The sequence below is a fragment of the Vibrio sp. CCUG 15886 genome, assembly GCF_028570825.1.
GTDB classification, from domain to species: domain Bacteria; phylum Pseudomonadota; class Gammaproteobacteria; order Enterobacterales; family Vibrionaceae; genus Vibrio; species Vibrio vulnificus_B.
This window is the reverse complement of the sequence record NZ_JAQQBT010000001.1, coordinates 617,405-641,540: the sequence shown is the minus strand read 5'-3', so window position 1 is coordinate 641,540 and position 24,136 is coordinate 617,405. Positions and strand designations below refer to the sequence as shown.

The following is a 24,136-nucleotide window of genomic DNA, read 5'->3' as shown; positions in this document are numbered from 1 at the left end:
GCCGCCTGAATAAAGGCGGCTTTTTTATGGCATCAACGTTATCTCATTTGTGGTGTTCAACGAGGCACGAGTATAGAGTCTTAGTTGTTATACCATTCTCTCTAATCAATCCGCTTTTACCTGTTTCACTTCACATAGAAACGTGGGTTGCTGGTGCCCCAAATGGTGTAAAGCTCTGGGAAAATTACCTCGGCGTTTTCTTCCATTTCACCGACAGAGATGTGCTGGTTTTTTTGAGCACCAAAGAGCGTCACCTCGTCGCCGGGTAACACGCCTTTGATATTGGACACATCCACCATCGTAGTATTCATTGAAGCAACGCCCACCACATTGGCGCGCTGGCCGTTGATCAGCACTTGCGCTTTGTTGCCCATTTTTCGTGGGTAGCCATCGGAATAGCCGACTGTGAGGTTTGCCATCACCGCATCATTTGCTGTGGTAAACGTGCTGTCGTAACCCACGGTGCTGCCTGCCGGAAGCGAATGAAGTGAAGCAATGCGAGTTTTAAACGCCACAATAGAAGGGTACTCAGGGTTGGTCGGGAGATCACCATAGAGCACGCCACCTGGACGAACCATATCCAACTGCGCTTCAGGGACATTCAACGCGGTGTAGGAATTGGCCACATGTAGGGTGATCTCTTCACGTTTTAGCCCTGCACTTTCCATTAACCACTGTGCATGTTGGTTAAAGCTTTTTAGCTTTGTTCGTACATCCTCTGCATTGTAATTCGGGAAATGGGTCATGATACCGACCACGGCCACCGAAGGGTGCGTTGCAATGGCGACTGCTTCTTTTTGTCCACGTTCGGTACTCATATCAATACCATTACGGCCCATGCCTCCGTCGTTAAGAGCAAGGTGAACTTTAATGATTTGATTGCGCTTTTCTGCCAACGCTGATAAGTCACGCGCTTGTTGCTCGCTGCCGATCAACTCCTCGATTTGAAGATCCAGTCCTTGTTCAATTTCGCTGTAACTCGCAGAACGAACGCGAATCAGTTGTCCGGTGAAACCACTTTCTCGGACGAGTTTAGCCTCCGCATTACTGGCGATAGCCACGCAGGGAATTTGTTGTTCAAGAATGGTTGGCATCAAACCACGAATTCCGTTGCCATAAGCGTCGGCTTTCATCACCGCACAAATTTTGGTTTGTGGGGCAATGTGCGATTTAAATTGTTCAATGTTGCTTTTGAATTGGCCGAGGCTGATTTCGAGCCAAGCATTGGCCCCAGCGATTTGGCTGGTTTGGTGAACCGTGTTGTCGAGTAAGAGAGGTGCGCTGTAAGAGAAAGCCGGAGTGAGACTGGCGCTAGCGATGGCAATGGATAGAAGGGTCTTTTTAAAGTTCATGTTATTTCCCTAAGAAAAACCCCAGCACTCAGGCCGGGGTGGTTGTATTAATTCAATTTGAAACGACTCATGACGTCTTGCAGCGAGACGGAAAGTTGAGTCAATTCACGGCACGCTTGCGCGGTTTGCTGCGACCCTTGCGCAACTTCTTGCGAAGCCATGTGAATGTTCTCTATATTGCGGCTGAGTTCTTCCGCAACGGAATCTTGTTGTCCACATGCGGTGGCAATTTGCGCGCCCATGTCTGCGATGTTCGCGATGGACTTTTCAATCGAGCCCATTAATTCTTGTGCGTTATTACCTTGCTCAACACAAGCACCGATGCTGGTTCTTGAATCTTCGGTCGCGTGTTTGGCTTGTTTTGCCAAATCCTGAAGTTTCTCGATGATAGACGTGATTTCACCGGTTGAATCTTGAGTGCGGCCTGCCAAGGTTCTCACTTCATCGGCAACAACCGCAAAGCCACGGCCAGATTCGCCAGCGCGCGCCGCTTCAATGGCTGCATTCAGTGCCAAGAGGTTGGTTTGGTCAGCAATACCACGAATCACATCCACCACAACGTTGATCTGGTTCGATTGCGCTTCAAGCTCGGCCACCGTGTCGCCCGCTTTGGCAATGATGTCGGCCACCTCTTCGATCGATACCACCATTTGATGCGTCTCTTTCGCACCATCTTGAGTACGGCGATTCGCGTCGTACGCTTGCGATGCAGAGTCTTCGGTATTGCGAGCAACGTCTGCCACTGCGGCTTTCATTTCAGTCATGGCGGTTGCAACTAACGTCACCTGCATTTGTTGATCTTTCATGCCAGAAGCGGACATTTCAGAGATCTGTGTCATCTCTTCTACTGCACTGCTCAATTGGGTTACAGCGGCAATCACGTTGTCGATCACTTGGCGCAAATCGTCTTGCATCTTAATGGTGGCATCTGCCAGCTCGCCCAACTCATCGTTACCGATCGCGTTACGGTCAAGATCTTGTGACAGATCACCACGTGCAATGGCGTTCGCCTGACGAACAACGATATTCAGTGGCCCACAAATGATACGAGTTAATAGTAGCGTCATAATCACCATCACAGCAAAGATAGCGATATTGCTGATAACAGCAGTGGTGTTTAGGCCGTTAACAGACGACAGAATTTGATTCTTGTTGCTGTCCATTGCGCCTTTGAGAATCATCACCAACTTGTTCACTTCCGTCTCAATCGATTCAAAGGTCGACAGTGAGTTGGTGAGGATTGGATAAGCGGCGTCTTTGTCGCCTGCAAGCAATGCGTCGTTAAACTTATCCATGGTGCTGAGGTAACCACTCCAAAGTGACATCAAACGGTTGTAGGTTTGCTCTTCTTCACCTGGCCAGACGCTTTTTCCATACGCGGCGAGTTCCGTTTCGATCTCTCGACGGATACCTTCGTTACGTGTGATGGTCTGTTTGATTTGGTTTTCGTCGTTCATCGCGAACACCGCAAATTGAGTACGTCGCCAATATGAGATTTTATCTCGTACAGCATCCACTTTTTCCATCGCGGGTAGTGTATCTTCGGTGTAGTTTAATAGCTCGGACTTTACCGTATTGAGCTCTGTAGACAAAAATATCCCGAATGCGATATTGATGACGGCTATGATTGAAAATGCTGCTGCGATTTTCTTGCCGATTGATAGATTCTTAATAAACATGAATGAGTTACCTTCTATGCTTGGTATCAATTATTGCCATTGCAACCTACATCCATATATTAAAAAGTGTGATTTCCTACCAAAATTTTGCGTAATTTATCATTTTTATCATTAGTTGGCGATATTTATTTTGAGCTTTAAATGAAACTTGGTGTTTATCACTTAATATTTGAATGATTGCTAGAGAAATCGGTTTGATTTCTCATACTGCTTTAACCTCAATTCGACTTATTGACATAAGCATAGAAAGCAAAGTGCGCTTCATCCAATCGAAGCGTGTTTAATTTTTGATTCGAGACGGCCTACGCTTCGAGCTTGGTACTTTCTAAACAAGGTGTTTTCCAATCGAAGTATTTTTTGAAGCCGAGTGTTGTGTGGCAAATCGATTTACATATTTTGGTAGTTCGGTCCACCACCGCCTTCTGGCGGTGTCCACGTAATGTTCCCTGACGGATCTTTGATGTCGCAGGTTTTACAGTGTAAACAGTTGGCGGCATTAATTTGCAAATAGGGACCACTTTCGCCTTCGATAACCTCATACACACCAGCGGGGCAATAGCGTTGTGCAGGCTCGTCGTACAAATTCAGATGGCGTTTGAGTGCTGTGTCGAGATCGTTCACCATCAGGTGGCAGGGCTGATTTTCCTCATGCTGAGTGGCGGAAAGATAGAGTGATGAAGGCTTGTCGAAGCTCAATACACCGTCCGCTTTTGGGTACGCAATGGGAGTGACAACGGCGCATTCATCCAAGCAAAGGTGATCGGCTCTATCATCCACAATACGCCAACTGGGGGCTTGCCCGGTGAGAGGATACCAAAGATTTTGTTCAAAGGTATTCAGAGCCCCACCAACGAGCGGCCCATAGCGATGTAGGGCGGCAGAGAAGTTTTTCGTCTGCGCGAGCTCATCATAGAGCCAAGAGTGTTCAAATTCACTTTGATAGTCCGCTTCAGTATTTTGCTCGGGCGATTGCCACGCTTTGAAAATGGCCTCAGCGGCGAGCATGCCCGATTTCATCGCCGTATGACAGCCCTTGATCTTGCCACTATTTAGGGTGCCAGCATCGCAACCAATCAGTAATCCTCCAGCAAACTGCTGCTTGGGCAGTGAATGCAGCCCGCCCTTGGTGATGGCTCTGGCACCGTAAGCGACGCGCTCCGCGCCTTGCAATAGCGAGGCGATAGCGGGGTGATGCTTCATGCGTTGAAATTCTTCAAATGGACTGAGGTAGGGGTTGCTGTAGTTCAGGTCGGTGATCAAACCAACGCAAACTTGATGATTATCCATATGGTATAGAAAGCCCCCCCCTTGGCTGTCAGTGTCACTTAAAGGCCAGCCAGCAAAGTGGGTGACGTGGCCTGCTTGATAGGCTGGACTCTCTTGAGGCAGTTGCCAAATTTCCTTGATCCCCAGAGCGTAGTGTTGGGGCGACTTTCCTTGGTCGAGAGCAAAGTGCTCAATCAGTTGTTTACCCAAATGACCACGCGCGCCTTCGGCAAACACGGTAAAGCGCGCTTTTAGCTCGATGCCTGCTTCAAATCCTGCTTTGGGCTGAAATTGCTTGTCCAGGCCCATGTCGGTGGTAATGACACCAGTGACAATGTCACTTTCATTAATTACCACCTCTTTAGCGGGAAAGCCAGCAAACACCTCTACACCGAGGGCTTCTGCTTGTTTGGCCAACCAGCGGCAGAGATTACCCAAACTGACCACATAGTTGTCACTGCTATTATGAAGTGATTTAGGCACCAGAAAGGCAGGCACTTCAATGTGGTTATGCTCGGTAGTGAGGTAAAGCAGGCGATCTTGCGTGATGGGCGTGTCGACTGGCGCCCCTTGATCCTGCCAATCGGGAAAAAGTTCTGCCAATGCGCGAGTTTCAAACAAGGCGCCAGAGAGGATATGCGCACCCACTTCCGAGCCTTTTTCTAACACACAAATGGAGAGGCTTTGATTGGAGGCTTGGGCGAGTTGCGCCAAACGACAAGCGGCTGACAGACCAGCTGGCCCCGCACCAACGATAACCACGTCGAATTCCATGCATTCTCTTTCCATAATGTAAACCTGCCGCTACAGAGTCGTTCATTGGCTTAAATATAGTCCAGTTGACGTAAACGTAAACTTTACTAAGCTGAAATTACCATGTTGCACAAATGTTAATGCAATAAATCTTCGGACAGTTATTTGACGACATTGAAGTAAAGAGATTGAATAAATGGCTTTTATTTCAAATGGTTGGTGATGTCCATTAAGGAGGCTACGTGAAAGTATTGGTGGGTATCAAACGCGTGATCGACCCTTATCTCAAAGCGCGTGTGAAAGCGGACGGTTCTGGCGTTGAAATGACCAACGTGAAAATGACGCTCAATCCGTTTTGTGAAATCGCGGTAGAAGAGGCCGTGCGCCTCAAAGAAGCGGGCCATGCCGAGGAAGTGATCGTTGTCTCCATCGGTGACGAAAGCTGCCAAGAGCAATTGAGGGCTGCGTTGGCGCTGGGGGCGGATAGAGCGATTCATGTCGATCTCTCTTCTGTGGTGGAGAATGCGCAAAATGTGTTGGCTGTAGAACCGCTCACGGTGGCGAAAATTCTGCATCGTCTGATGGAGCAAGAATCGGTTGGATTAGTGCTGCTGGGAAAACAGTCCGTTGACAGTGATAACAACCAAGTGCCGCAAATGCTGGCGGCATTGAGTCAAAGACCTTGCGCGACGTTTGCTTCCAAAGTCGTTGTCTCTGGTGAGCAGGTCAACGTGACGCGAGAAGTCGACGGCGGGTTGGAGGAGTTGCGATTAGTACTTCCTGCCATCATCAGTACGGATCTGCGCCTTAATGAGCCGCGATATGCCTCTTTACCCAACATCATGAAAGCCAAGAAGAAACCGCTGGATGTGATCACACTACAACAGCTTTCCATTGAGGTTAAATCTCATCAACAATTGCTGATGGTGAACACACCAACAGAGCGCAAAGCCGGAGAGCGGGTGGCGAATGTGGATCAGCTCATCGAAAAATTAAAAAACGACGCCAAGGTGCTGTAGTGCCAGCCGTGATAATGGAGAGAGTAAAGTGATGGAAAAGAATGACATAAAAGTGCTGTTCCTGACCGAGCATAATGACCGGAATATTTGTCCTGAAAGCTTACGAGCCATGAGCGCAGCGTTGCAATTGCAACCTAAGGGCATTACGGCGCTGATTATTGGCCATCAATGTGATGCCGTGGTCGAACATGCACAGCGTATCGACGGAATCGCAGAGATCATGGTGCTGGATTCGCCGGCCTATCAACATCGTTTGGCAGAGAACATTGTGCCCGTGATGGCGCAGTTGAGTGAGCCTTATACGCACGTGCTCGCAGCGGCAACCACCTTTGGTAAAAATATACTACCCGGTGTTGCGGCACTGCGCGATGTTGCTCAGTTGTCGGATGTGGTGGCGATTGAATCGGACGATACCTTTGTTCGGCCAATTTATGCCGGCAATGCACTGGCCACGGTGAAATCACTCGATGCAGTCAAAATGGTTTCTATTAGAAGCTCTGCGTTTGAAGCCCTATCTGACAATGGCTTAGGTGAAAATAGCAGCAATCAGGTGCCAGTTGTGCGACTCGACAAGGTACTGTGCGCCGAAAACAGCCAATTTGTTGGTTTAGAGAAGGTAGAAAGTGAGCGACCAGATTTGCCCAATGCGAGAGTCGTGGTGTCTGGCGGGCGTGGCTTAGGGAGCAAAGCACAGTTTGCCATGGTGGAGCAATTGGCCGATAAGTTAGGCGCGGCGGTGGGCGCTTCGCGCGCAGCGGTCGATGCGGGTTACGTGTCGAATGATCTGCAAGTGGGGCAAACTGGTAAAATCGTTGCACCAGAACTGTATATTGCGATTGGCATTTCAGGCGCGATACAGCATCTTGCTGGTATGAAAGAGTCGAAAGTCATTGTCGCGATAAACAAAGACCCAGACGCGCCAATATTCCAAGTGGCGGACTACGGTTTGGTGGGCGATCTGTTTGACATCCTGCCGGAACTGTTAGAGAAGGTGCAGAAAGACGCCGAAGTTTTTGAGAAGCCCAGTTTGTCGAAACGTAGGGTATTTGACAGGCTTTGTCGCCGATTCTTGCGTGCTTAACTTTGCATTTTCATCATCGATTCTCACCAAGCAAACAAGCAAAAGGGCTTCATCGTGGAAGCCCTTAATTATTAGCTATTACTTATTCGCCTTATTTCATTAGTCTTTATGCACTGCCTGAGCAACAAGTTATACACTGGGTTTTCTTAAATGCTCTGCCAATGCTTTAGTAAAGCGCGCGGCTTCGCCACCCGTACAAGCACGATGGTCAAAGGTGATCGACAAAGGCATTGCTTTGACGGCCACGGCTTTTCCTTCCCGAAGCACCACTTTCTCAATGATTCGACCCGCCCCCACAATCGCCACTTGCGGCGGTGACACCACAGGCGTGGCATAAATTCCGGCGATGGCACCAAAATTTGATAGGGTGATCGTAGCGTGTTGCAACTGCTCACGGCCAATTTTGCGCTCGCGAATTCCTGAAACGGTTTGATTTATCCAGCTACGAATGTCGTCAGGTGAAAACTCATCGGCATGTCGCATCACAGGAACATACAAACCGTGGGCACTGTCCACGGCCACACCAATATTCACGGTATGGTGAACGCAACGTGTGACGGTATCGGCATCAAACCATGCGTTTAATGCCGGTTCTTGCTGGCAGGCGTAAACGACTGCTTGAACCAAACGAACGGTAATGTCTTCTTGACTGCTCCAATGCTCTAACAGCGCTTCTTCAGTAATGGTGACCGCAGCCACTTGCAGATGAGATTCGGTCATCGTGGTCATCATGGTGCGTCGTGCTCCTTTGAGCACTTCCGTACCGGGGCGTTGTTTGCCCGCTTCGTCGTAGACATCGTGATCCATAATCAAACCGGATGGGCCAGTACCAGACACCATCTCCAAGTTCACCCCGAGTTTTTGCGCCAGCAAACGAGCCGATGGCAAGGCGGTCACCCGTTTCTCTGTGGTGTGGTTTTGGTTGCCCCCGATCCAAAAATCGTCCACTTTCACTTGATGCATCTGATTGGACACATGACCCACCACCGTGGCAGCATCTTCGCGTTGTTGTACTTTTTGGTCGCTGTTTTCGGTCACATCACCGTCTTCGATTTCCAGTAACAGCGCACCTATGTTAACCACATCGCCTTCATTGCCATGCCGAGTAATAATGGTTCCTGCCCATGGGGCTGGTACATCAACCGTTGCCTTGGCGGTTTCCACGGTGAGGATCACTTGGTCGACTTCCACTTTGTCACCGACGCTGACGTGCCACTTAATAATTTCCGACTCAGCGAGCCCTTCGCCAAGATCCGGTAGGATAAAGGTTTTCATTTCCAGCCCTCCATAAGCTCACGAGCGGCGAGCACAATATCTTGCTCTTGAATCATGAAGTAATCCTCATTGCGGTAATAAGGCATGACGGTATCCATACCCGTCACGCGTTTAGGTGGTGCTTTCAGCAAGCACATTGCCTGCTCAGCGACGCGGGCAATGATCTCGCCACCCACACCGCCACTGCGACTGGCCTCGTGCACCACCAATAAACGTCCGGTTTTTTCTAAAGATTGGAAAATGGTCGCCATATCAAGCGGCTTGATACTGGCTAAATCAATCACTTCTGCCTCAATGCCTTGTGAAGAGAGCGTTTGAGCAGCTTGCAGAGATTCCACCACGCACGCGCCCCAAGTCACTAGGGTTACATCGCGGCCTTTACGTAAGGTGAAACAGCTATCAAGTGGTAGCGCTTCGCCGTTATCCACCACCTCCGATTTAACGGTGCGGTAAATGCGTTTGGGTTCAAAGAACATCACAGGATCATCACTGCGGATGGCGGCGAGCAGAAGGCCGTAAGCGCGCTGAGGTGAAGAAGGAATCACCACCTTAAAGCCGGGAATATGAGCAAAGAGCGCTTCGATACTTTCAGAGTGGTGCTCTGGGGCGTGAATACCGCCGCCAAAAGGGGCGCGAAACACCGCAGGACAGGTGAGGCGTCCTCGAGTGCGGTTTCGCATTCTTGCCGCGTGACAAATCAGATGCTCCATCGCTGGAAACACAAAGCCTTGAAACTGAAATTCAGCCACCGGCCTCAATCCTTGTGTTGCCATACCCACCGCCACGCCACCAATTAACGCTTCGGCCAGTGGTGAGTCCATTACGCGCTTTAGGCCAAATTTCTGTTTGAGACCGACGGTTGCGCGAAACACGCCGCCGTTGTCTCCCACATCTTCACCAAGCACCACGACGTTTGCATCGCGCTCCATCTCGTGATGAAGGGCGAGGTTGACTGCTTCAACTAGGGTTAGTTCAGCCATGCTTGCCTCCCTGCATGCGCATTGCTTTATTAATTAACATGTCTCGTTGAGCATGAAGCTCGACCGGCAGCGAGGCATAGAGATAATCAAAGGCACTTTCGGGGGCTTGTGGCGGAAGTGAAAGATAGTGTGCGACGGCTTGCTCCACTTGTTGTTTGCAATGGGCTAACCATTGTTGCTCGAGCTCTTCATTCCAAAGCCCTTGAGCGGTTAAATAGGCTTGAAGGCGCTTAATTGGTTCATACTGCCATGCTTGTTTTAACTCATCGGCGCTGCGATATCGGCTTGCATCGTCGGCAGTGGTGTGATCACTCAGGCGATAGCTGATCGCTTCAATCAATGTCGCGCCTTTGCCTTTTCGTGCCCTGTCTAGAGCGTTGTTAACGGCATCATAAACAGCGACCACATCATTGCCATCCACGGTGATGCCGGGAATGCCAGCTCCTTTGGCTTTCTCTGACAACAAATCCGCCGCACATTGCAACTGACGAGGAACGGAGATCGCCCACTGGTTGTTGTTAACGACAAACACCAAAGGCAAATGCCACACGCCAGCGCAGTTGATGGATTCCAAAAAATCGCCTTTGGAGGTTGCACCATCGCCACAGGTCACTAAAGAGGCGTCATGATTACCTTGAATTTTGAGTGCGGAGGCCACGCCAACCGCGTGCGTGCATTGGGTGGCAATGGGGACACAGAAGGGTAGATCGGAACAGTGTAAGTGACTTTCCTCGGGACAAAAATCACTGCCGCGTTCATCTCCGCCCCAATATTGCAGGTTTTTCTCCATACCAATACCACGAACCCACATGGCGGGCATGTCTCGATAGTAAGGAATGAACACGTCAGAAGGTTTGAGCGCGTGACCAATGCCAACCCCAAACGCTTCAGAGCCAAGGTGGGATGGGTAGGTGCCAAGTTTCCCCGTTCTTTGTAGCGCCACCGCTTTGTTGTCGTACGCTCTGGTGATGAGCATGTCACGGTAAAATTGGACAAGACGCTCCCCACTAGCCCAAGAAGGGAGTGGGCTTTGCACATTCCCTTCATAGTCGAGGAATCGGTGCATTGGCAGTGCCTGAATATTCATCTCAAGCTCCTTTTGATAAGCCTATCGCCACAGGAGATAAGCTGACACAAGACTGAAAGAGAATGTCCAATTCACATCACATGAGATGCGCTAGATATGCGCCATTTCTTAAAATTGTCTCCTGTGAAAGCGAAAGTGGCTATTTGATGCTTCTGCATTTATCCACTTCCACAGTGATCCATCTTGGGACATCCGATTTACTGTAAGTGTAATCAAAATGTTAAATTTCGCTAAGATTAGTTTGTTTTCAAGCAGTAAACTCTGCCTTACACCGCTGAGAATTAGGACAATGTTTCAGCTTTGGCATTTGGGCTTGTTAAAATTTGAAGGAAATAACTAGGGTTGACAGAAAACATCTCAGAATATTCGTGAAAAAAAGATGAGTGTTTGCTGTGGTGGAATGAAAAACGCCTTCCGTTGGGAAGGCGCATTATCGATATCGGTTTGCCTAACGCTTACTGAGCGAAGCTCAATAGATGCTGTTTAACTGCATCAGATGTGAAGGCATTGTTGACACTGATAGTGTAGATATCGAAGTATTCCGCTTCTGTCAGTTCAAATGCTTCAACGACTTTACGCACTTCGTCGGTCATCGTGGTGTTCGACACGGTACGGTTGTCAGTGTTGATCGTGACGGCAATACCGTCTTTGTAGAACGCTTTAATTGGATGTTCACTCAAGCTGTTGACGGCTTTGGTCTGAACGTTACTGCTAGGGCAGGTTTCCAGAGCCACTTCTTCCCCTTTAACGAGCTGGTAAGCTTCTGGGTGGTTGTGGATGAAGATGCCGTGGCCAACACGCTCCGCGCCAAGCAAAGAAATCGCGTCATGGACGTTTTGTCCTGCACCTTGCTCACCTGCGTGAATAGTGATGCGGTAACCCAACTCTTTTGCGTATTGTGCGTAAGGAACAAACTCGTGACAGAATCCAGGAACTTCAGAGCCAGCAAGGTCAAAAGCCACAATGCCATCGTTAAGGTGTTTTGCGCCTGCTTCTAAAACCGCTTTAATTTGGTCTTTTGGCATGGTGCGTAGAATAGACAAAATGTAGTTACCGTGGATGTCGTATTGTGCTTCCGCACGTTTCATTCCACGAACCACGCTGTCCATGATGTCGTCAAGGCTCAAGCCTTTTACTTGGTGTAAAAGCGGGCCAAAGCGAACTTCTAAATATTTGACGTTCTCGTTTGCAGCGTCTTCGAATAGCTCAAATGAAATTCTCTCTAGCGCTTCTGCCGTTTGCATGACCATACCTGACAACTCAAAGCGTTTCAGATACTCATCCAAATTTGGGCAAGTTTCTGGTGCAACCATCATCTCTTTGATCACGTTAATGTCACGTGATGGCAGAGTGAGGTTTTGTTCGTCAGCAAGGTCAATAATTGTCTGCGGGCGTACGCTACCATCTAGGTGGCAGTGCAAATCGATCTTCGGCAGGTCAAAGTAATTCATGAGTCTTCTCTTTATAAAATTTCGGATAAAGCGACAGACTTCATAATCAAGAGTTTAAGGCTCTTGGTAGAAACTCCCAAACCATATCATTAGGATTATATGAAGCGTTGATCGCCGAAAGTCTAGCACCTGTTTTTCGCCTCAGCAATGTGACAAAAGGGGCTTTTTCATCGGGATCTTCGATTTTTTTGATAGACTCTATCGATATCTGTTGATTGGAAACGCTCAACAAACCGCTAGAATGAAACAAATTATTTCAAAAGGTTACTCTGTATGTTTCACGCCCATGTTTATTACCCCCTGATTCGTCGTCAAGATGCGTTGAAGATCCATCAGCAGATCCGCAATGAACGCCAAGATGTCACAGCGATATTTCCGCTGGTCGATCGTCTCGTTGGCCCGCATAAGATGCCGATGTTTGAACTGCACTTTCGTGATAATCAACACGGTTTGATTGAATGGTTGGATGCACATCGCGGCGATCTGTCCGTATTGATTCATCCGGTCAGTGACGAGCATTTGCTCGACCACACTGAACGCGCTCACTGGCTAGGCAAAGAACTTGGCATTTTTGAAGAAACGCTAAGCGATTGAAACTCATCATGCTGTTTTTGTGCTTTTGCTCCTCTTTCTCTGTTGGATTTGTGCTAAACCTAGAGTGTGAGTAACAAAAATGGAGAGGGTGACAAATGGACTTGTTTGCAGACCATCGTGCAGAAAATCAACCTCAGGAGCCTACACAGAGCCTTCGCCTATGTAAGCCATGGAAAGTTTTGCTGGTGGATGATGATGAACAAATGCATCAAGTCACTCGATTAGCGCTGAGTGGTTTTCAGTTCCAAGAGAGGAAGTTGGAACTCATCTCCGCGCTATCAGGGCAAGAGGCTCGGCAGATTTTGCAGCAGCAGACGGATATTGCCGTTGCGTTTGTCGATGTGGTGATGGAAACCGAGCATGCGGGCCTTGAGTTGGTTAAGTTCATTCGCGAGCAAATGAAGAACCGCTTGATTCGTCTCGTGCTCAGGACGGGGCAAGCAGGGCAGGCTCCAGAAGATATCGTCATCAAGGAATATGAGATTGATGACTATAAAGAGAAAACTGAGCTCACCACGCAAAAGTTGAAAACCGTTCTCTATTCCATGTTGCGCGCTTATCGCGACCTTTGTTTGATAGAAGAACAGAAAGAAGGTTTGAGTAAGGTGATTCAAGCCTCTGCCTATGTACAAAATACCACCTCTCTGCAGCACTACGCGTCAGCCGTGTTAGAGCAGCTCACTTCATTGCTCAAGTTAGAAAAATCCGCTTTTTATTGCATTGTTAAGCCCGACCCTAACGGCGAGGTTTGCCGAGCCATGACGCTGGCAGCGACGGGTTCTTATGTTGATCTCTATTCAGAATGTGCGTTTGAAAAACTGCCAGAGCTGGTGGCAGAGCGATGTCAGCAAGTGTTGGAGAGCCATCAAACCACGCACTTTGGTGATGCGTTTGTGTTGTATAGCCATGATGAGCAGGGCGTGGACAACTTACTCTATGTGAATCTCAATAAGCAGTTGTCTGAGTTAGATCGACAACTGCTTGAAATCTATATGCAAAATATTGGGCTTACCTTTGAAAATCTTAATTTGTTGCTTGATGTCCGAGAGACCTCCAAGGAGTTGGTCTACAACCTAGCCAATGCGGTGGAAGCACGCAGCAAAGAAACTGGCGCACACGTACAACGCGTTTCGTTGATTTCAGAGAAACTGGCGCAGTTGTACGGACTCAGTGATTTTGAAGTCAATTTGATCAAGCACGCTTCACCGTTGCATGATGTGGGTAAAGTCGCGATTCCTGACAACATTCTTCATAAGCCCGGTAAGCTGGATGCACAAGAGTGGGAAATCATGAAAAAGCACGTCGAATATGGCGTCAACATCTTGAGTAAATCCAAACGACGCCTCTTCGCCATTGCGAAAGAAATCGCTGGGACGCATCACGAAAAGTGGGACGGTTCAGGGTATCCGATGGGGCTGAAAGGAGAGGCGATCCCGATCAGTGGCCGAATTACGGGCTTGGCGGATGTGTTTGATGCGTTAGGGGCAAAACGCAGCTACAAAGAACCGTGGTCTGATGAACAAATTCGCCAAGAAATCGAAGCGCAAAAAGGCAAACATTTCGATCCCCGATTAGTGGATTTGTTGTTGGAAAATTGGCAAGCGTTTATCGATATTCGTATTCAGCATCCTGACTAGCGAGCCCTTTGGTTATCCTTTCTTCTCTCTCTACTCTTTTTTTTCTGCGACCCCCGAGCTATTTAGCTCGGGGTTCTTGCCGTGGAATCAGGCACTTTTTTGAGCAAGCTCTATCTGCATTGGCAGTTCTTTGGGCAGTGTAATCACAAAATGCACGCCTTGGTTTGGCTCTGAATGAAAAGAGAGCTCACCTTTGAGCTTTTGTTTGACTAAATTAAACACCAGATTTAAGCCTAATCCAGAACCGCCTTTTCCTCGCTTGCTGGTATAAAACGGCTCGAAAATCTTTTGATGTAGAGATTGGTCAACGCCGGAGCCGTTGTCTTGATATTCCAATATGACGTTTTGTTCTTGTTCAGAAATGCGGACAAGAATCTCGGGGTTTGGCTGAGTACCGAAGGCGTGATTGACACTGTTGAGGACAAGATTAGAGACGATTTGAGTGAGAACACCGGGCAAACTGTTCATGACCACATCCTCTGGCGAATCCACGACTGGAGCCACAGGCACCTTGCGTGTTTCGGGATGCAGGCTGGCAATTAACGCATCAAGCACTTGTTTTACATTGAACTCGCTGCGGCTTTCGGAGATTTGATCGACCGCCGTTTGTTTGAAATCTCGGATCAGTTTCGCCGCACGGTTAAGGTTGTTTTCCAGCATTTGGCTGCTGTCAGAAATTCTCTGCATCACGTCGGCAAATTGTGCGCTGGTTAAGGTTTGATTGGAAAAGGCTTGATTGAGCTCAATAGAGGCATCTCGAATAATCGAAGAGGCTGTCACGGCGATACCAAGTGGGGTATTGACTTCGTGTGCAACACCAGCAACAAGCCCGCCCAATGCTGCCAGTTTTTCTGATTCCACTAGCTGTTCTTGTGTGGCTTTGAGCTGTTCCATGCTTTGCTTTAAGTCGAGGGTTCTTACCGCCACTTCATGTTCAAGGTTTTGGTTGAGTTGTTGCAGTTCGATCTGCGTGAGTTTGAGGTCTGTAATATTAATCGTGGTACCACGAAAACCGAGAAATTTGTTCTCTTCATATTTCGCGATGGCTTGAAAAAGAAAATGGTAAGTAATGCAGTTTAAGGTGATGCTCTCTTCACACATGGCAAAGTCGTTACGCTTAAGCATGTAACTGGTGAGATTTTTGGCATCAGATAAGGCTTCAATTTCAATCAGTAACGGCTTTTCTAAAGGTTCGATACCCAACTGTTCCATCATGGCTTCTGAACAATATATCAGCCTGCCCAGTTCGTCGGTTTCCCATAACCAATCTGAGGAGACGTGGGTGAAATCCGCCAGCCGCTCTTGTTCCTGTTTGATATTGCGATACAAGGTGGTGACATTGCCAGTGATGCGGTTGGTTTCTTCACCTAACCAATCGAGCTCGTCATCGTTTTCCATGATCCATTGGTAATGCGCAAGTTGAAGCGGATCAGACGGATGGCGTGGATTGTAACGCCGCAGATACTGAGCGATTTCGAAGATCCGACGGTTCACGCTGGCGTGAAAGATCATCAATATAATGTAGCAAACAAAGGCTGTTTTTAACGCGTTGAGTGTGAGGGTCACGAGGAACTGTTTCAGCAAATAGTGATAAATCTCTTGCGCGTCGGATTCAACATAGATGGTACCTATGGTTTCCATATTGCCGTCCATGGCGTTGTAGTAGGTCAGTGGGTAGGTATCGGCAATGGCGCCTTGTTCTACACGTTCTCCTGCGCTGAAAGTGTAGTCTCCCGATTTGATTTCAAGGTAGTCAATTTTCGGTAGGTTCACTAAACCATCGAGCCGTTCTTGCAAGAGCACCAAATCGAATGACCACAAAGACGCCGACAGCAGCCCTGCATGGACGTTTTGAATTTCGTAGTGACGTTGCTCAACATCATTAAACTCTTTGTCGTAGTCCCAGTAGAGCTGGAGCAGGGTGGTAAACAAAGTAAAAAGACCACTCAACAATATCATGATGAGAATGATTCGCCGGCCAATTCGGCTAAACAGCGGATTATTGATACTTTCTTCATAATTGTGTTTACGGCTCATAGCATCCCAGCTTTTCTTGGTCCTAATAGCTTCATTATAGACACCCATGCTGAACTCGATTGAAATAAGCGTAATTCACGAAGTTTGACTACACTCAGTTCATGACGTCATCGAGAGGCCGCCACATGAGAGCCGTTTTAGCGTTAATAATACTGAGTTGGATCTTTGTTCCTGCTTTCGCTTACAGTGCAAAAGTGCTGATCATTGAGAGCTACCATGCGCAGTATGAGTGGGATGAAAGCTATTTGTATGGGATTCGGCAAGAGGTCGGTGAGCGCGCTCAGATAGCCACTTTTGAAATGAACACTAAGCGGGTCCCCAAAGAGCAATACGCCGCAATGGCGGAAAAAGCGTTTGCGAAGTACCAGGCAATGAAGCCAGATATTGTTGTGCTGGGTGACGATAATGCGCTGAGCTATCTCTATCCGTATCTGTATGATGAACCCATTTCCATGGTGTTTCTTGGTATTAATTCCAACCCTCGTAAGCTGTTTGCGGACTATCCCGGACAAGCCAAAGTGACCGGCATTTTAGAGTTGCCTCTGTTTGTGAAAAACGTTGGGGAAATCAAGCGGATCCTCGGTCGCTCACCATTGAAAATTTGGGTGCTGTTTGACTCTGGCGTGACCTCTGCCATTGCAGGGGAATATATTGAAAGCCAATATCAGATGATTAAAAAGAGTCTGGGGGTCGAAGTGGCGATTCATCTTGTCGATACTCAGGCTCATTGGCAAGAGACGGTAAGACGAGCGAAAGAGGAAAACGTCGACGCGATTTTAGTCGGGCTGTATCACACGCTTGTGGATGATAAGGGGAAAAGTGTTCCTTCTGATGAGATCTTATTTTGGACCAATCAACATTCGGAAGTGCCTTTGTTTGGTTTTTGGGACTTTTCGGTTGGCAAAGGAAAAACGGCAGGTGGCGTAGTGCTGTTTGGTGAAGTACAAGGTCGACATGTTGGTCGAATTATCAATCAACTGATTGATGGTCAATCGGCTGACGCGATTCCCATCCAAATTGGTAATCAGGGAAGGCCCCTTTACAGTGATTCGGAAATGCGCCGCTGGAATTTACTCCCCCCCAAAGGCTGGGAGGGAATTGAGTAGTTAAATCACGAGATGGTTATTTAGGCGATTTCGACCAGTTTGTTAACCAGTTTCTCGATCCCTGATGCGGCTTCGACAATCGAACCTGCAAGCATATAAGCTGGGGTAGAGAGTACCTTATGTTGTGAGTCGAAATGCATCTCTTCGACTGAGCACTCAACGTGCTTACCTCCCATTTGATTAAATGCCGCCGCGGTTGCGACATCGCTGCCAATGGTCCCTTCAACGCCCGAAGCGTAGACCATAGGGATAATGGTTGGTGCAATGCACAGATAACCCGCAGGCTTGCCCGCTTGGGCAAAGTCGCGACAGGCTTTGGCGACACTTTCATTGACTTGGCATTCTGCGCCAGAAATCGCGAAATTGGTTAAGTTCTTTGCAGCGCCAAATCCGCCCGGCAAAAGCAGCGCATCGTAATCGTCGACCTTTAGTTTACTGACATCATCAATATTGCCACGTGCGATGCGGGCAGACTCCACCAAAACGTTTCTGGATTCATCCATCTCTTCACCGGTTTTATGATTGATCACATGCAGTTGTTCGATGTTTGGCGCATAACAATGCCAACTTGCACCTGCTTTCTCAATCGCATAGAGGGCTAGAACCGCCTCGTGAATTTCGCTGCCATCAAACACACCACAACCACTGAGTATCACCGCTACTTTTTTCATTTCTTACCTTCCTTTTGACGGAGTTCCGTTTACTCAGCTTAACCAACTTTGCCTGTGAGTGGAAAAGAGCGATATCGATTCTGTGCGGCTATTCAATGTCGACTTTGAGACTTTCATGCTCGATTTCTTGGCGAGGCTCGTCACTGTGCTGAAGGGAGGTTTCTTGTTCTTGATGCTCCGGCTCTTCTTCTTGGTAATAACGGACAACGAAGGGGGTAAGCATGACGCTAGACGGAAGAAAACGTTTCATAGTAACTCCTAACTGACGGGATCGTTTTGTTTATATCGAGTTTGGTGGTGTTTGTTTTTGAACTAGGTCAGTTTTGCAGTAAGCTCTTCGTTTGATATGCCGTTGCTGCGCTAGGGATCACAGATAATGACAACAACCCATCGATACACCTTATTTGGTTTGCTCGCCATTTTATTTTGGAGCTGTTTACTGGCCATGACGCGTATGGTTGCGGAATATTTTGGCCCGTTGGGTGGGGCGGCTCTTCTCTACAGCTTGAGTGCGATTTTGTTGGTGATCGTACTTGGCATTCCAAAGTTGAGTTATTTTCCCAAACGCTACCTTTTGGTTGGTGGTGCCTTGTTTGTCAGCTATGAAATTCTCCTAGCACTGGCGTTGGGTTATGCCGATAGTCGATTGCAATCTATTCAAGTTTCAATCGTCAATTATCTTTGGCCAGCTTTGACGGTGTTGTTTGCGGTGTGGGGGAGCGCCAAGAAAACCAGTTTGTGGCTTTATCCAGCGGTTCTACTGGCCTTTGTTGGTGTAGCTTGGACGGTCAGTGGTGATGATGGTGTATCACTGACAATGATTCAGGCGAATGTGATGGCCAATCCTTTGGTGTTTATCATGGCTTTTGCTGGCGCAATCATCTGGGCGATTTATTGCAATGTGACGCAAAGAGCGCGCTGCAAACATAACGCAATCACGCTGTTTTTTATCGCCACGGCAATGACCTTATGGGTGAAATGGTGGCTCTCTGATTCTGTTCCCTCGTTGCATTTTGGGTGGCAAGGCGTGGGGATTCTGTTTGTTGCCTCGGCATTGATGGCGGGAGGATATGCGTTGTGGAATGTCGCGATCGTTGGCGGGAATATGGTTCTGCTTGCGACAATGTCTTACTTTACGCCAATTCTTTCTTCTTTATTCTCTTCGATGATTCTTGCCGTGAGTTTGCCCAGCACATTTTGGCAGGGCGTCGCTATGGTAACCATTGGCTCGCTGACATGTTGGTGGCTTACCAGAAATAAAAACGCCGTCTAGCAAGACGGCGTCATGTGGAAGAGCAGTGAGTTAGAAAGCGACGTTCACGTTGAGCTGTAATTTGAACGGATGCTTAGAGAGCTGCTTCTTCAGTTTATTTCGAGTACTTTCCAGTTCTGCCAGGGCCAACGTCTTGTTCTTGACATGCAAGTCAACGTTAACGCGTAATTCTTGCCCGACTTTAGCAACACCTGCAAGTTTCAGATGTTGGGAAGTTTGTTTCTCGATGAACTCGATATCACTGCCGACACTTCGACAAAGTTCTTCGTCTGGGGACATCATGAGCAGCTCACGCAAAGCTTCTTTCAACATTCCCATTGGTACTTTGATGAAGTAAAACGACATTGCCAGCATCATGACTGGGTCCGCATAGGCTGCAAATTCAGCATATGGGGTATACGTCACGGCGATGGACATGATAAATCCAATCGTAACAACGGCACTAAGCAACGCATCCATTTGCCACTGTTTTACTTCAGCAGCAATGAGGCCAGAGGAGTATTGGTGACTTTTTCTCGAGATATACCACCAGACATAAGCACAACCAATCACACACGAAGTCTCAAAGAAAATCGCCACAGAGGCATTGACTTCACGACCACCGTTGAATAAATCAAACACGGCGGAATAAAGCGAGTAAGCAACCACCATTAAAATCACTATTGCCTTGATTGCGATAACAATCGGCTCTACGACAGCTTTACCAAAAGGAAACAAACGTTGAGAAGGTGTGTTGATATAGTAAGATGCTGCCAGCGACAATAAAGTTAACAGTAGGCTGACGAGGGAATACACCCCATCAAACATAATTACCAGTGACCCTGCGAACATGCCAAGCACCAATCCCGCGACTGCAAAGCCCGATGCAGCAAGGGCTGAGAAAGTCAGAATACGGTTTTCGTTCTTAGTTGTCCTGTCACACATAAAATATTCCGGTTGCTAAACACTCTGTTATTGTTTGCGTAACGGCGAAATTTTACAAATGAAAAGTCAGTGAATCAAATGTGTCAATTTAATGTATCTTAATATTATCTTTTTAAATCAATATTTTAACTTAACAAATGAGCGTCATTAATATTGACGCTCACTGTGTTCGAGTTAGAAATCGAACAAATAGTCGTTGATTTTGTCTGCCAACCACGACATCGCAGGGTGCTCACTCATGCCGCTGTGGGTCAACATACAGTAATCCTCTTGTGTCAAACCATAAGTGTGTTTAATCACGGCCAGTTTTTGCTCACGTAAATAAAGCCTGATGAGAGGTTCAGGTAAAACGCCCCACGCATCTTCTTGCAAAATCATGTTCAACATATAGTCAAAGCAGGAGAAACCGATGTGTTTGAGTGAAAAAGGGCGCAATTCGGGATTGTCTTTCTCGTTGAGATAAACCATGAGTGCTTGCATTTGCGCGCGTAGATCTTCGTCCGAAACTCGACGCATTTTGGTCAAGGGATGATCAATGCGACACACTGACATCATGCGTATTTTGCCCAAAGGACTATAGGTGATTTTAGGGCTATCAACGCGTTCATAATCTACACCAAATGCAAAGTCGACTTGGCCTGTTTCAACCAAGTTTGCTAAATCTCCGCTCGAGGCCAGCACAATATTAAAAGCCGTTGACGGGTACTGCTTACTCAGTTGGTGCGAAAATTCTTGCCAAATTTCATCGGGTAACGAATCGTCTCTGGCGATCCACATTTCGGCATTAAATACCCCAGAGACATCTGCGCAGGTTTGCTTGATGCGTTGTGCGGTAACGAGCAAGTTTTCACAGTCTTTGAAGATAGCTTTACCGGCTTCAGAGAGGGTAAGTTGGTTGCCTGAGCGTACAAAGAGATCAATATCTAGCTCTTTTTCTAGCGATTTTATCGACATACTTAGCTTGGTTCTGTTGCAGTCGAGATGTCTGGCGGCTTCAGAGACGGAGCCCAATTCAGCAATGCTGCAAAATGCTTCGATTTGTGAAAGATTCATGCTCTACTCGAAAAAATGTACTTGGCGATAGCATAGCGAAAATTCATCCTGCATGCTAAGTCACTTTCGGCATAGAGGAATTTCAATAATAACTCTATGACGTAAGGAATATTTTGAGTTAATCTATCCACGTTGCAAGAAGTAATTATGGAGGCCGTGATGGCACACAATTGGGACGAAGCCGCGAAGGAGTGGGAGAGCAATCCAGCAACGGAACAGTTTTCACAATCTGTGTTCAATCAGTTAAAGGATTTAGTGAGTTTAAACGGCGCTAGAGTCCTTGACTTAGGATGTGGTACTGGCTTGTTAAGCCAAAAAATATCACCACTAGCAAAAGATATTGTCGCTTTGGATTCTTCTGAAGAGATGATCGAAGAGCTTGATAAAAAGCAGTTGCCCAATGTCGAACCCGTTGTCGACGGTTTAACTCGGGGATTGGTGGCGCAACATCCTGCATTCAGAGGGCAATTTGATGTGGTGGTGGCGTCTTCGGTTTGCGCATTCATTGATGATCTGGAAACTGCTTTAGAGGTTTCATATAGCCTGCTCAATATTGGCGGCACGTTTATCCATTGGGATTGGGTCGCGCAATCGGATGAAGAAGGCTTAACGATGCAAAGAGCAGAATCGCTACTAAAGCAGACTGGTTTTGCAGACGTTGCTGTGGCGCCCGCTTTCGAAATGCAGTTTGAAGGGGAGACACACTCTGTGTTTGTTGGTCAGGGGAAACGTTTAAGTTAGCCCACCAAGACCCAAGACGCAAAGTATCGACACCAAACTTAATATGCGAATGACAAAAGGCGAGCCAACAGTAAGGCTCGCTTTTTTTTTGTTACCGACTTTGCTTGTTGCAAAGAAAAGCTTAGCGATAAGCTTGTGTAACGCGTTTTATTTCCTCTAGAACTTCTGGGTTAGCGATCGCCCCGAGGTTTTTCACTTCTTGCCCATTCACCACTTGTTTTACCGCCAATTCGACCAACTTCCCTGAGCGCGTTTTGGGAATATCCGAAATAGCGAAAATTTGACTGGGAACGTGGCGTGGTGAGCAGTGGTTTCTCAGCGTTGAACGGATTTGTTCTTCAATGCTATCGTTCAAGTCGAAACCCGTCGCAGGTTTTACAAACAGCCAGATCTCTTCGCTACGGTTTTGCACTTTCCCCACCGCAATGGAATCGTCAATGCTGTTCAGTGCGTTCACTTGTTGATAGAGCTCCGCAGTGCCGATTCGAACGCCACCGGGGTTAAGTGTAGTGTCACTTCGCCCGTAGAAGACAAATCCACCATGACTTGTCATGATCACATCATCACCGTGATGCCACACATTGGGATACTTGCTCCAGTATGATTGGTGATAACGCTCGCCATCATCGTGCCAAAAGCCCAACGGGAAGTTAGGCAGAGAGTTGGTACACACCAGCTCACCTCGTTGTCCAACGACTGGTTGTCCGGAAGCGTCGTAAACGGCGATAGAGACACCTAAGCCTGCGTACTGTACTTCCCCACGGTAGACTGGCGAGATGGGGTTGCCCAGTACAAAACAGCCACAAATATCGGTGCCACCAGAGATAGATGCAAGGTGAACGTCGGATTTGATAGACGAATAGACAAAATCAAATTGCTCCGGATAGAGCACGGAACCTGTCGAACAGATCGTTTTTAACGTACTGAGATCATGGAATAGTGCTGGCTCGTAATGCGCATGTTGAATCGCTTCTAAGTATTTGGCTGAGGTGCCAAACAGTGTTACTTGGCAATCATCCACCATATCCCACAAAATCGATTGGTCTGGGTAAACGGGGCTACCATCGTAGATCACCAGCGTTGCCCCACTGGCGAGTGTGGACACATGCCAGTTCCACATCATCCATCCACAGGTAGTGTAGTAAAAAACGCGATCATCAGGCTGAATATCGCAATGCAATTGATGTTCTTTTAGGTGATTGATAATGGTTCCGCCCACCGTGTGAATGATGCACTTTGGTTTACCAGTGGTCCCGGAAGAGTAGAGAATAAACAAGGGCGAATTAAAAGGCACACGTTCGTAGATGATACCTTTGGCATCGTAGTTTTCTAATATAGCAGCCCAAGTGGAGTAGTTGGTGTTGTAGTCCGTCTCGGGAGATTCCAAATACTCAATTTCACAAATATTGAGTAAGTCTGGCAGCTGTTCAGCGATTTTGCGGTTCTTTTCTGACATATCGAACGTTTTGCCATTGAATGAGTAACCATCGCAGCAAAACAGAATTTTGGGGTTCACTTGTCCTAATCGTTCGATAACGCTGTCTGTACCAAAGTCGGGAGAGGTGGAGGTCCAAACCGCACCAAGGCTGGTTGTTGCCAGCATGGCAATGACGGTTTCTGGCAAATAGGGAAGATAGCCAGCCACCACATCACCTTTACCGACACCATTGCGAATTAACCATTGCTGCAATATTGAAACGTGATCACACAGCTCTTGCCAAGAGAAACAGGATTCTTCATTCCGTTCATTCCGGAAGATGATGGCGGGCTCTGGCGGCTTTTGGTAAGCGGAAGAAAGTAAGTTTTCAGCGTAGTTGAGTTCCGCTTGAGGGAACCAAAGGTTGTCTCTTTGCGAAAAGTAATTTCCCCATTTTGGCTTCCCTTCACCGACGATACAGTCACCTTGGTAACCAATCACATCGCAGAAGGTCCAGATTTCCATCCAAAACTTTTTATTTTCGACAATCGACCACTGATGCAACTGCGCATAGTTTTCGATCGCTTCGCCTTGCATGTTGATGTGTTCTATGAACTTTTTGAGGTTGCTGGTTGCAATTCTCTCTGGAGAAGGGGTCCAGATAGGGCTTGATGTTGGCATTGTTATTCTCATTGTTAACCATTCATTAACACAAATAAGTTTTATTCTATTTTGCTCAA

The 24,136-nt window shown here is 47.5% G+C and carries 19 protein-coding genes, 1 pseudogene and 1 riboswitch; of the genes and pseudogenes, 7 read left to right on the top strand and 13 right to left on the bottom strand.

Annotated features, from left to right (window positions below; genetic code table 11):
• Window positions 1-125 precede the first annotated feature (125 nt).
• From alr to PQQ36_RS02725, 3 genes are all read right to left on the bottom strand, one after another.
• Complete coding sequence (gene alr, locus PQQ36_RS02735; protein ID WP_182291660.1) at window positions 126-1,352, bottom strand: alanine racemase; 1,227 nt, start codon at window positions 1,350-1,352, stop codon at window positions 126-128.
• A 47-nt stretch (window positions 1,353-1,399) separates the two neighbouring features.
• Window positions 1,400-3,031, bottom strand: coding sequence for a methyl-accepting chemotaxis protein (locus PQQ36_RS02730; protein ID WP_011081428.1), 1,632 nt, complete (start codon window positions 3,029-3,031; stop codon window positions 1,400-1,402).
• A gap of 387 nt (window positions 3,032-3,418) precedes the next feature.
• Window positions 3,419-5,086: an electron transfer flavoprotein-ubiquinone oxidoreductase gene (locus PQQ36_RS02725; protein ID WP_273660301.1), complete on the bottom strand. Its 1,668-nt coding sequence runs from the start codon at window positions 5,084-5,086 to the stop codon at window positions 3,419-3,421.
• A gap of 206 nt (window positions 5,087-5,292) precedes the next feature.
• Here PQQ36_RS02725 and PQQ36_RS02720 point away from each other — a divergent pair, with 206 nt between their 5' ends.
• Window positions 5,293-6,069 (top strand): electron transfer flavoprotein subunit beta/FixA family protein, encoded by a 777-nt coding sequence (locus PQQ36_RS02720; protein WP_206628855.1) that lies wholly within the window; start codon window positions 5,293-5,295, stop codon window positions 6,067-6,069.
• Between the two features lie 31 nt (window positions 6,070-6,100).
• Window positions 6,101-7,063, top strand: a pseudogene (locus PQQ36_RS02715) (electron transfer flavoprotein subunit alpha/FixB family protein); the annotation flags it as partial.
• Between the two features lie 216 nt (window positions 7,064-7,279).
• Here the strand turns inward: PQQ36_RS02715 and PQQ36_RS02710 are convergent.
• The 4 genes from PQQ36_RS02710 to add form a co-directional block, all read right to left on the bottom strand.
• A complete protein-coding gene (locus PQQ36_RS02710; RefSeq protein WP_072611110.1) occupies window positions 7,280-8,425 on the bottom strand; it encodes a dihydrolipoamide acetyltransferase family protein in 1,146 nt (381 codons plus the stop codon).
• A complete protein-coding gene (locus PQQ36_RS02705; RefSeq protein WP_011152306.1) occupies window positions 8,422-9,405 on the bottom strand; it encodes an alpha-ketoacid dehydrogenase subunit beta in 984 nt (327 codons plus the stop codon). Before PQQ36_RS02705 ends, PQQ36_RS02710 begins: the two co-directional genes overlap by 4 nt.
• The gene (gene pdhA, locus PQQ36_RS02700; protein WP_263139870.1) at window positions 9,398-10,492 is read right to left on the bottom strand and encodes a pyruvate dehydrogenase (acetyl-transferring) E1 component subunit alpha; all 1,095 of its coding nucleotides are present in this window, start codon (window positions 10,490-10,492) and stop codon (window positions 9,398-9,400) included. Before pdhA ends, PQQ36_RS02705 begins: the two co-directional genes overlap by 8 nt.
• Window positions 10,493-10,947: 455 nt before the next feature.
• Entirely contained in the window at window positions 10,948-11,943 is a 996-nt protein-coding gene (gene add, locus PQQ36_RS02695) for an adenosine deaminase (RefSeq protein WP_273660299.1), read from the bottom strand.
• 23 nt (window positions 11,944-11,966) lie between these two features.
• A riboswitch (purine riboswitch) is annotated at window positions 11,967-12,066 on the bottom strand.
• Window positions 12,067-12,216: 150 nt separating this feature from the next.
• On the opposite strand from add, the gene PQQ36_RS02690 reads away from it, so the two are divergent.
• A complete protein-coding gene (locus PQQ36_RS02690) occupies window positions 12,217-12,537 on the top strand; it encodes a DOPA 4,5-dioxygenase family protein (RefSeq protein ID WP_011081419.1) in 321 nt (106 codons plus the stop codon).
• Window positions 12,538-12,632: 95 nt separating this feature from the next.
• Window positions 12,633-14,174, top strand: coding sequence for a DUF3369 domain-containing protein (locus PQQ36_RS02685; RefSeq protein ID WP_065091221.1), 1,542 nt, complete (start codon window positions 12,633-12,635; stop codon window positions 14,172-14,174).
• An 87-nt stretch (window positions 14,175-14,261) separates the two neighbouring features.
• On the opposite strand, the gene PQQ36_RS02680 is transcribed toward PQQ36_RS02685, so the two are convergent.
• The gene (locus PQQ36_RS02680) at window positions 14,262-16,259 is read right to left on the bottom strand and encodes a PAS domain-containing sensor histidine kinase (protein WP_263139873.1); all 1,998 of its coding nucleotides are present in this window, start codon (window positions 16,257-16,259) and stop codon (window positions 14,262-14,264) included.
• Between the two features lie 77 nt (window positions 16,260-16,336).
• On the opposite strand from PQQ36_RS02680, the gene PQQ36_RS02675 reads away from it, so the two are divergent.
• Entirely contained in the window at window positions 16,337-17,317 is a 981-nt protein-coding gene (locus tag PQQ36_RS02675) for an ABC transporter substrate-binding protein (protein WP_225470314.1), read from the top strand.
• Between the two features lie 20 nt (window positions 17,318-17,337).
• Here PQQ36_RS02675 and elbB read toward each other — a convergent pair whose 3' ends face one another.
• Window positions 17,338-17,988: an isoprenoid biosynthesis glyoxalase ElbB gene (gene elbB, locus PQQ36_RS02670; RefSeq protein ID WP_011081415.1), complete on the bottom strand. Its 651-nt coding sequence runs from the start codon at window positions 17,986-17,988 to the stop codon at window positions 17,338-17,340.
• Window positions 17,989-18,076: 88 nt separating this feature from the next.
• On the bottom strand, window positions 18,077-18,238 hold the full coding sequence (locus tag PQQ36_RS02665; protein ID WP_011152296.1) for a hypothetical protein: 162 nt from the start codon (window positions 18,236-18,238) through the stop codon (window positions 18,077-18,079).
• A 126-nt stretch (window positions 18,239-18,364) separates the two neighbouring features.
• Between PQQ36_RS02665 and yddG the strand changes: the two genes are divergently transcribed.
• Entirely contained in the window at window positions 18,365-19,261 is an 897-nt protein-coding gene (yddG, locus tag PQQ36_RS02660) for an aromatic amino acid DMT transporter YddG (protein WP_045619390.1), read from the top strand.
• Window positions 19,262-19,291: 30 nt separating this feature from the next.
• Here yddG and PQQ36_RS02655 read toward each other — a convergent pair whose 3' ends face one another.
• A complete protein-coding gene (locus PQQ36_RS02655) occupies window positions 19,292-20,185 on the bottom strand; it encodes a cation diffusion facilitator family transporter (RefSeq protein WP_225470313.1) in 894 nt (297 codons plus the stop codon).
• Window positions 20,186-20,359: 174 nt separating this feature from the next.
• Window positions 20,360-21,238: a LysR family transcriptional regulator gene (locus tag PQQ36_RS02650; protein ID WP_011081412.1), complete on the bottom strand. Its 879-nt coding sequence runs from the start codon at window positions 21,236-21,238 to the stop codon at window positions 20,360-20,362.
• Between the two features lie 147 nt (window positions 21,239-21,385).
• Here PQQ36_RS02650 and PQQ36_RS02645 point away from each other — a divergent pair, with 147 nt between their 5' ends.
• Entirely contained in the window at window positions 21,386-21,979 is a 594-nt protein-coding gene (locus PQQ36_RS02645; protein ID WP_322788925.1) for a class I SAM-dependent DNA methyltransferase, read from the top strand.
• A gap of 121 nt (window positions 21,980-22,100) precedes the next feature.
• On the opposite strand, the gene PQQ36_RS02640 is transcribed toward PQQ36_RS02645, so the two are convergent.
• Window positions 22,101-24,077, bottom strand: a complete 1,977-nt coding sequence (locus PQQ36_RS02640; RefSeq protein ID WP_225470311.1) for an acetoacetate--CoA ligase — start codon at window positions 24,075-24,077, stop codon at window positions 22,101-22,103.
• Between the last annotated feature and the right edge of the window lie 59 nt (window positions 24,078-24,136).

Excerpts from the sequence above, each read along its gene's own strand:
- alr (WP_182291660.1), bottom strand. The coding sequence starts at position 1,352 with ATGAACTTTAAAAAGACCCTTCTATCCATTGCCATCGCTAGCGCCAGT.
- PQQ36_RS02730 (WP_011081428.1), bottom strand. The coding sequence starts at position 3,031 with ATGTTTATTAAGAATCTATCAATCGGCAAGAAAATCGCAGCAGCATTT.
- PQQ36_RS02725 (WP_273660301.1), bottom strand. The coding sequence starts at position 5,086 with ATGGAAAGAGAATGCATGGAATTCGACGTGGTTATCGTTGGTGCGGGG.
- PQQ36_RS02710 (WP_072611110.1), bottom strand. The coding sequence starts at position 8,425 with ATGAAAACCTTTATCCTACCGGATCTTGGCGAAGGGCTCGCTGAGTCG.
- PQQ36_RS02705 (WP_011152306.1), bottom strand. The coding sequence starts at position 9,405 with ATGGCTGAACTAACCCTAGTTGAAGCAGTCAACCTCGCCCTTCATCAC.
- pdhA (WP_263139870.1), bottom strand. The coding sequence starts at position 10,492 with ATGAATATTCAGGCACTGCCAATGCACCGATTCCTCGACTATGAAGGG.
- add (WP_273660299.1), bottom strand. The coding sequence starts at position 11,943 with ATGAATTACTTTGACCTGCCGAAGATCGATTTGCACTGCCACCTAGAT.
- PQQ36_RS02690 (WP_011081419.1), top strand. The coding sequence starts at position 12,217 with ATGTTTCACGCCCATGTTTATTACCCCCTGATTCGTCGTCAAGATGCG.
- PQQ36_RS02685 (WP_065091221.1), top strand. The coding sequence starts at position 12,633 with ATGGACTTGTTTGCAGACCATCGTGCAGAAAATCAACCTCAGGAGCCT.
- PQQ36_RS02680 (WP_263139873.1), bottom strand. The coding sequence starts at position 16,259 with ATGGGTGTCTATAATGAAGCTATTAGGACCAAGAAAAGCTGGGATGCT.
- PQQ36_RS02675 (WP_225470314.1), top strand. The coding sequence starts at position 16,337 with ATGAGAGCCGTTTTAGCGTTAATAATACTGAGTTGGATCTTTGTTCCT.
- elbB (WP_011081415.1), bottom strand. The coding sequence starts at position 17,988 with ATGAAAAAAGTAGCGGTGATACTCAGTGGTTGTGGTGTGTTTGATGGC.
- PQQ36_RS02665 (WP_011152296.1), bottom strand. The coding sequence starts at position 18,238 with ATGAAACGTTTTCTTCCGTCTAGCGTCATGCTTACCCCCTTCGTTGTC.
- yddG (WP_045619390.1), top strand. The coding sequence starts at position 18,365 with ATGACAACAACCCATCGATACACCTTATTTGGTTTGCTCGCCATTTTA.
- PQQ36_RS02655 (WP_225470313.1), bottom strand. The coding sequence starts at position 20,185 with ATGTGTGACAGGACAACTAAGAACGAAAACCGTATTCTGACTTTCTCA.
- PQQ36_RS02650 (WP_011081412.1), bottom strand. The coding sequence starts at position 21,238 with ATGAATCTTTCACAAATCGAAGCATTTTGCAGCATTGCTGAATTGGGC.
- PQQ36_RS02645 (WP_322788925.1), top strand. The coding sequence starts at position 21,386 with ATGGAGGCCGTGATGGCACACAATTGGGACGAAGCCGCGAAGGAGTGG.
- PQQ36_RS02640 (WP_225470311.1), bottom strand. The coding sequence starts at position 24,077 with ATGCCAACATCAAGCCCTATCTGGACCCCTTCTCCAGAGAGAATTGCA.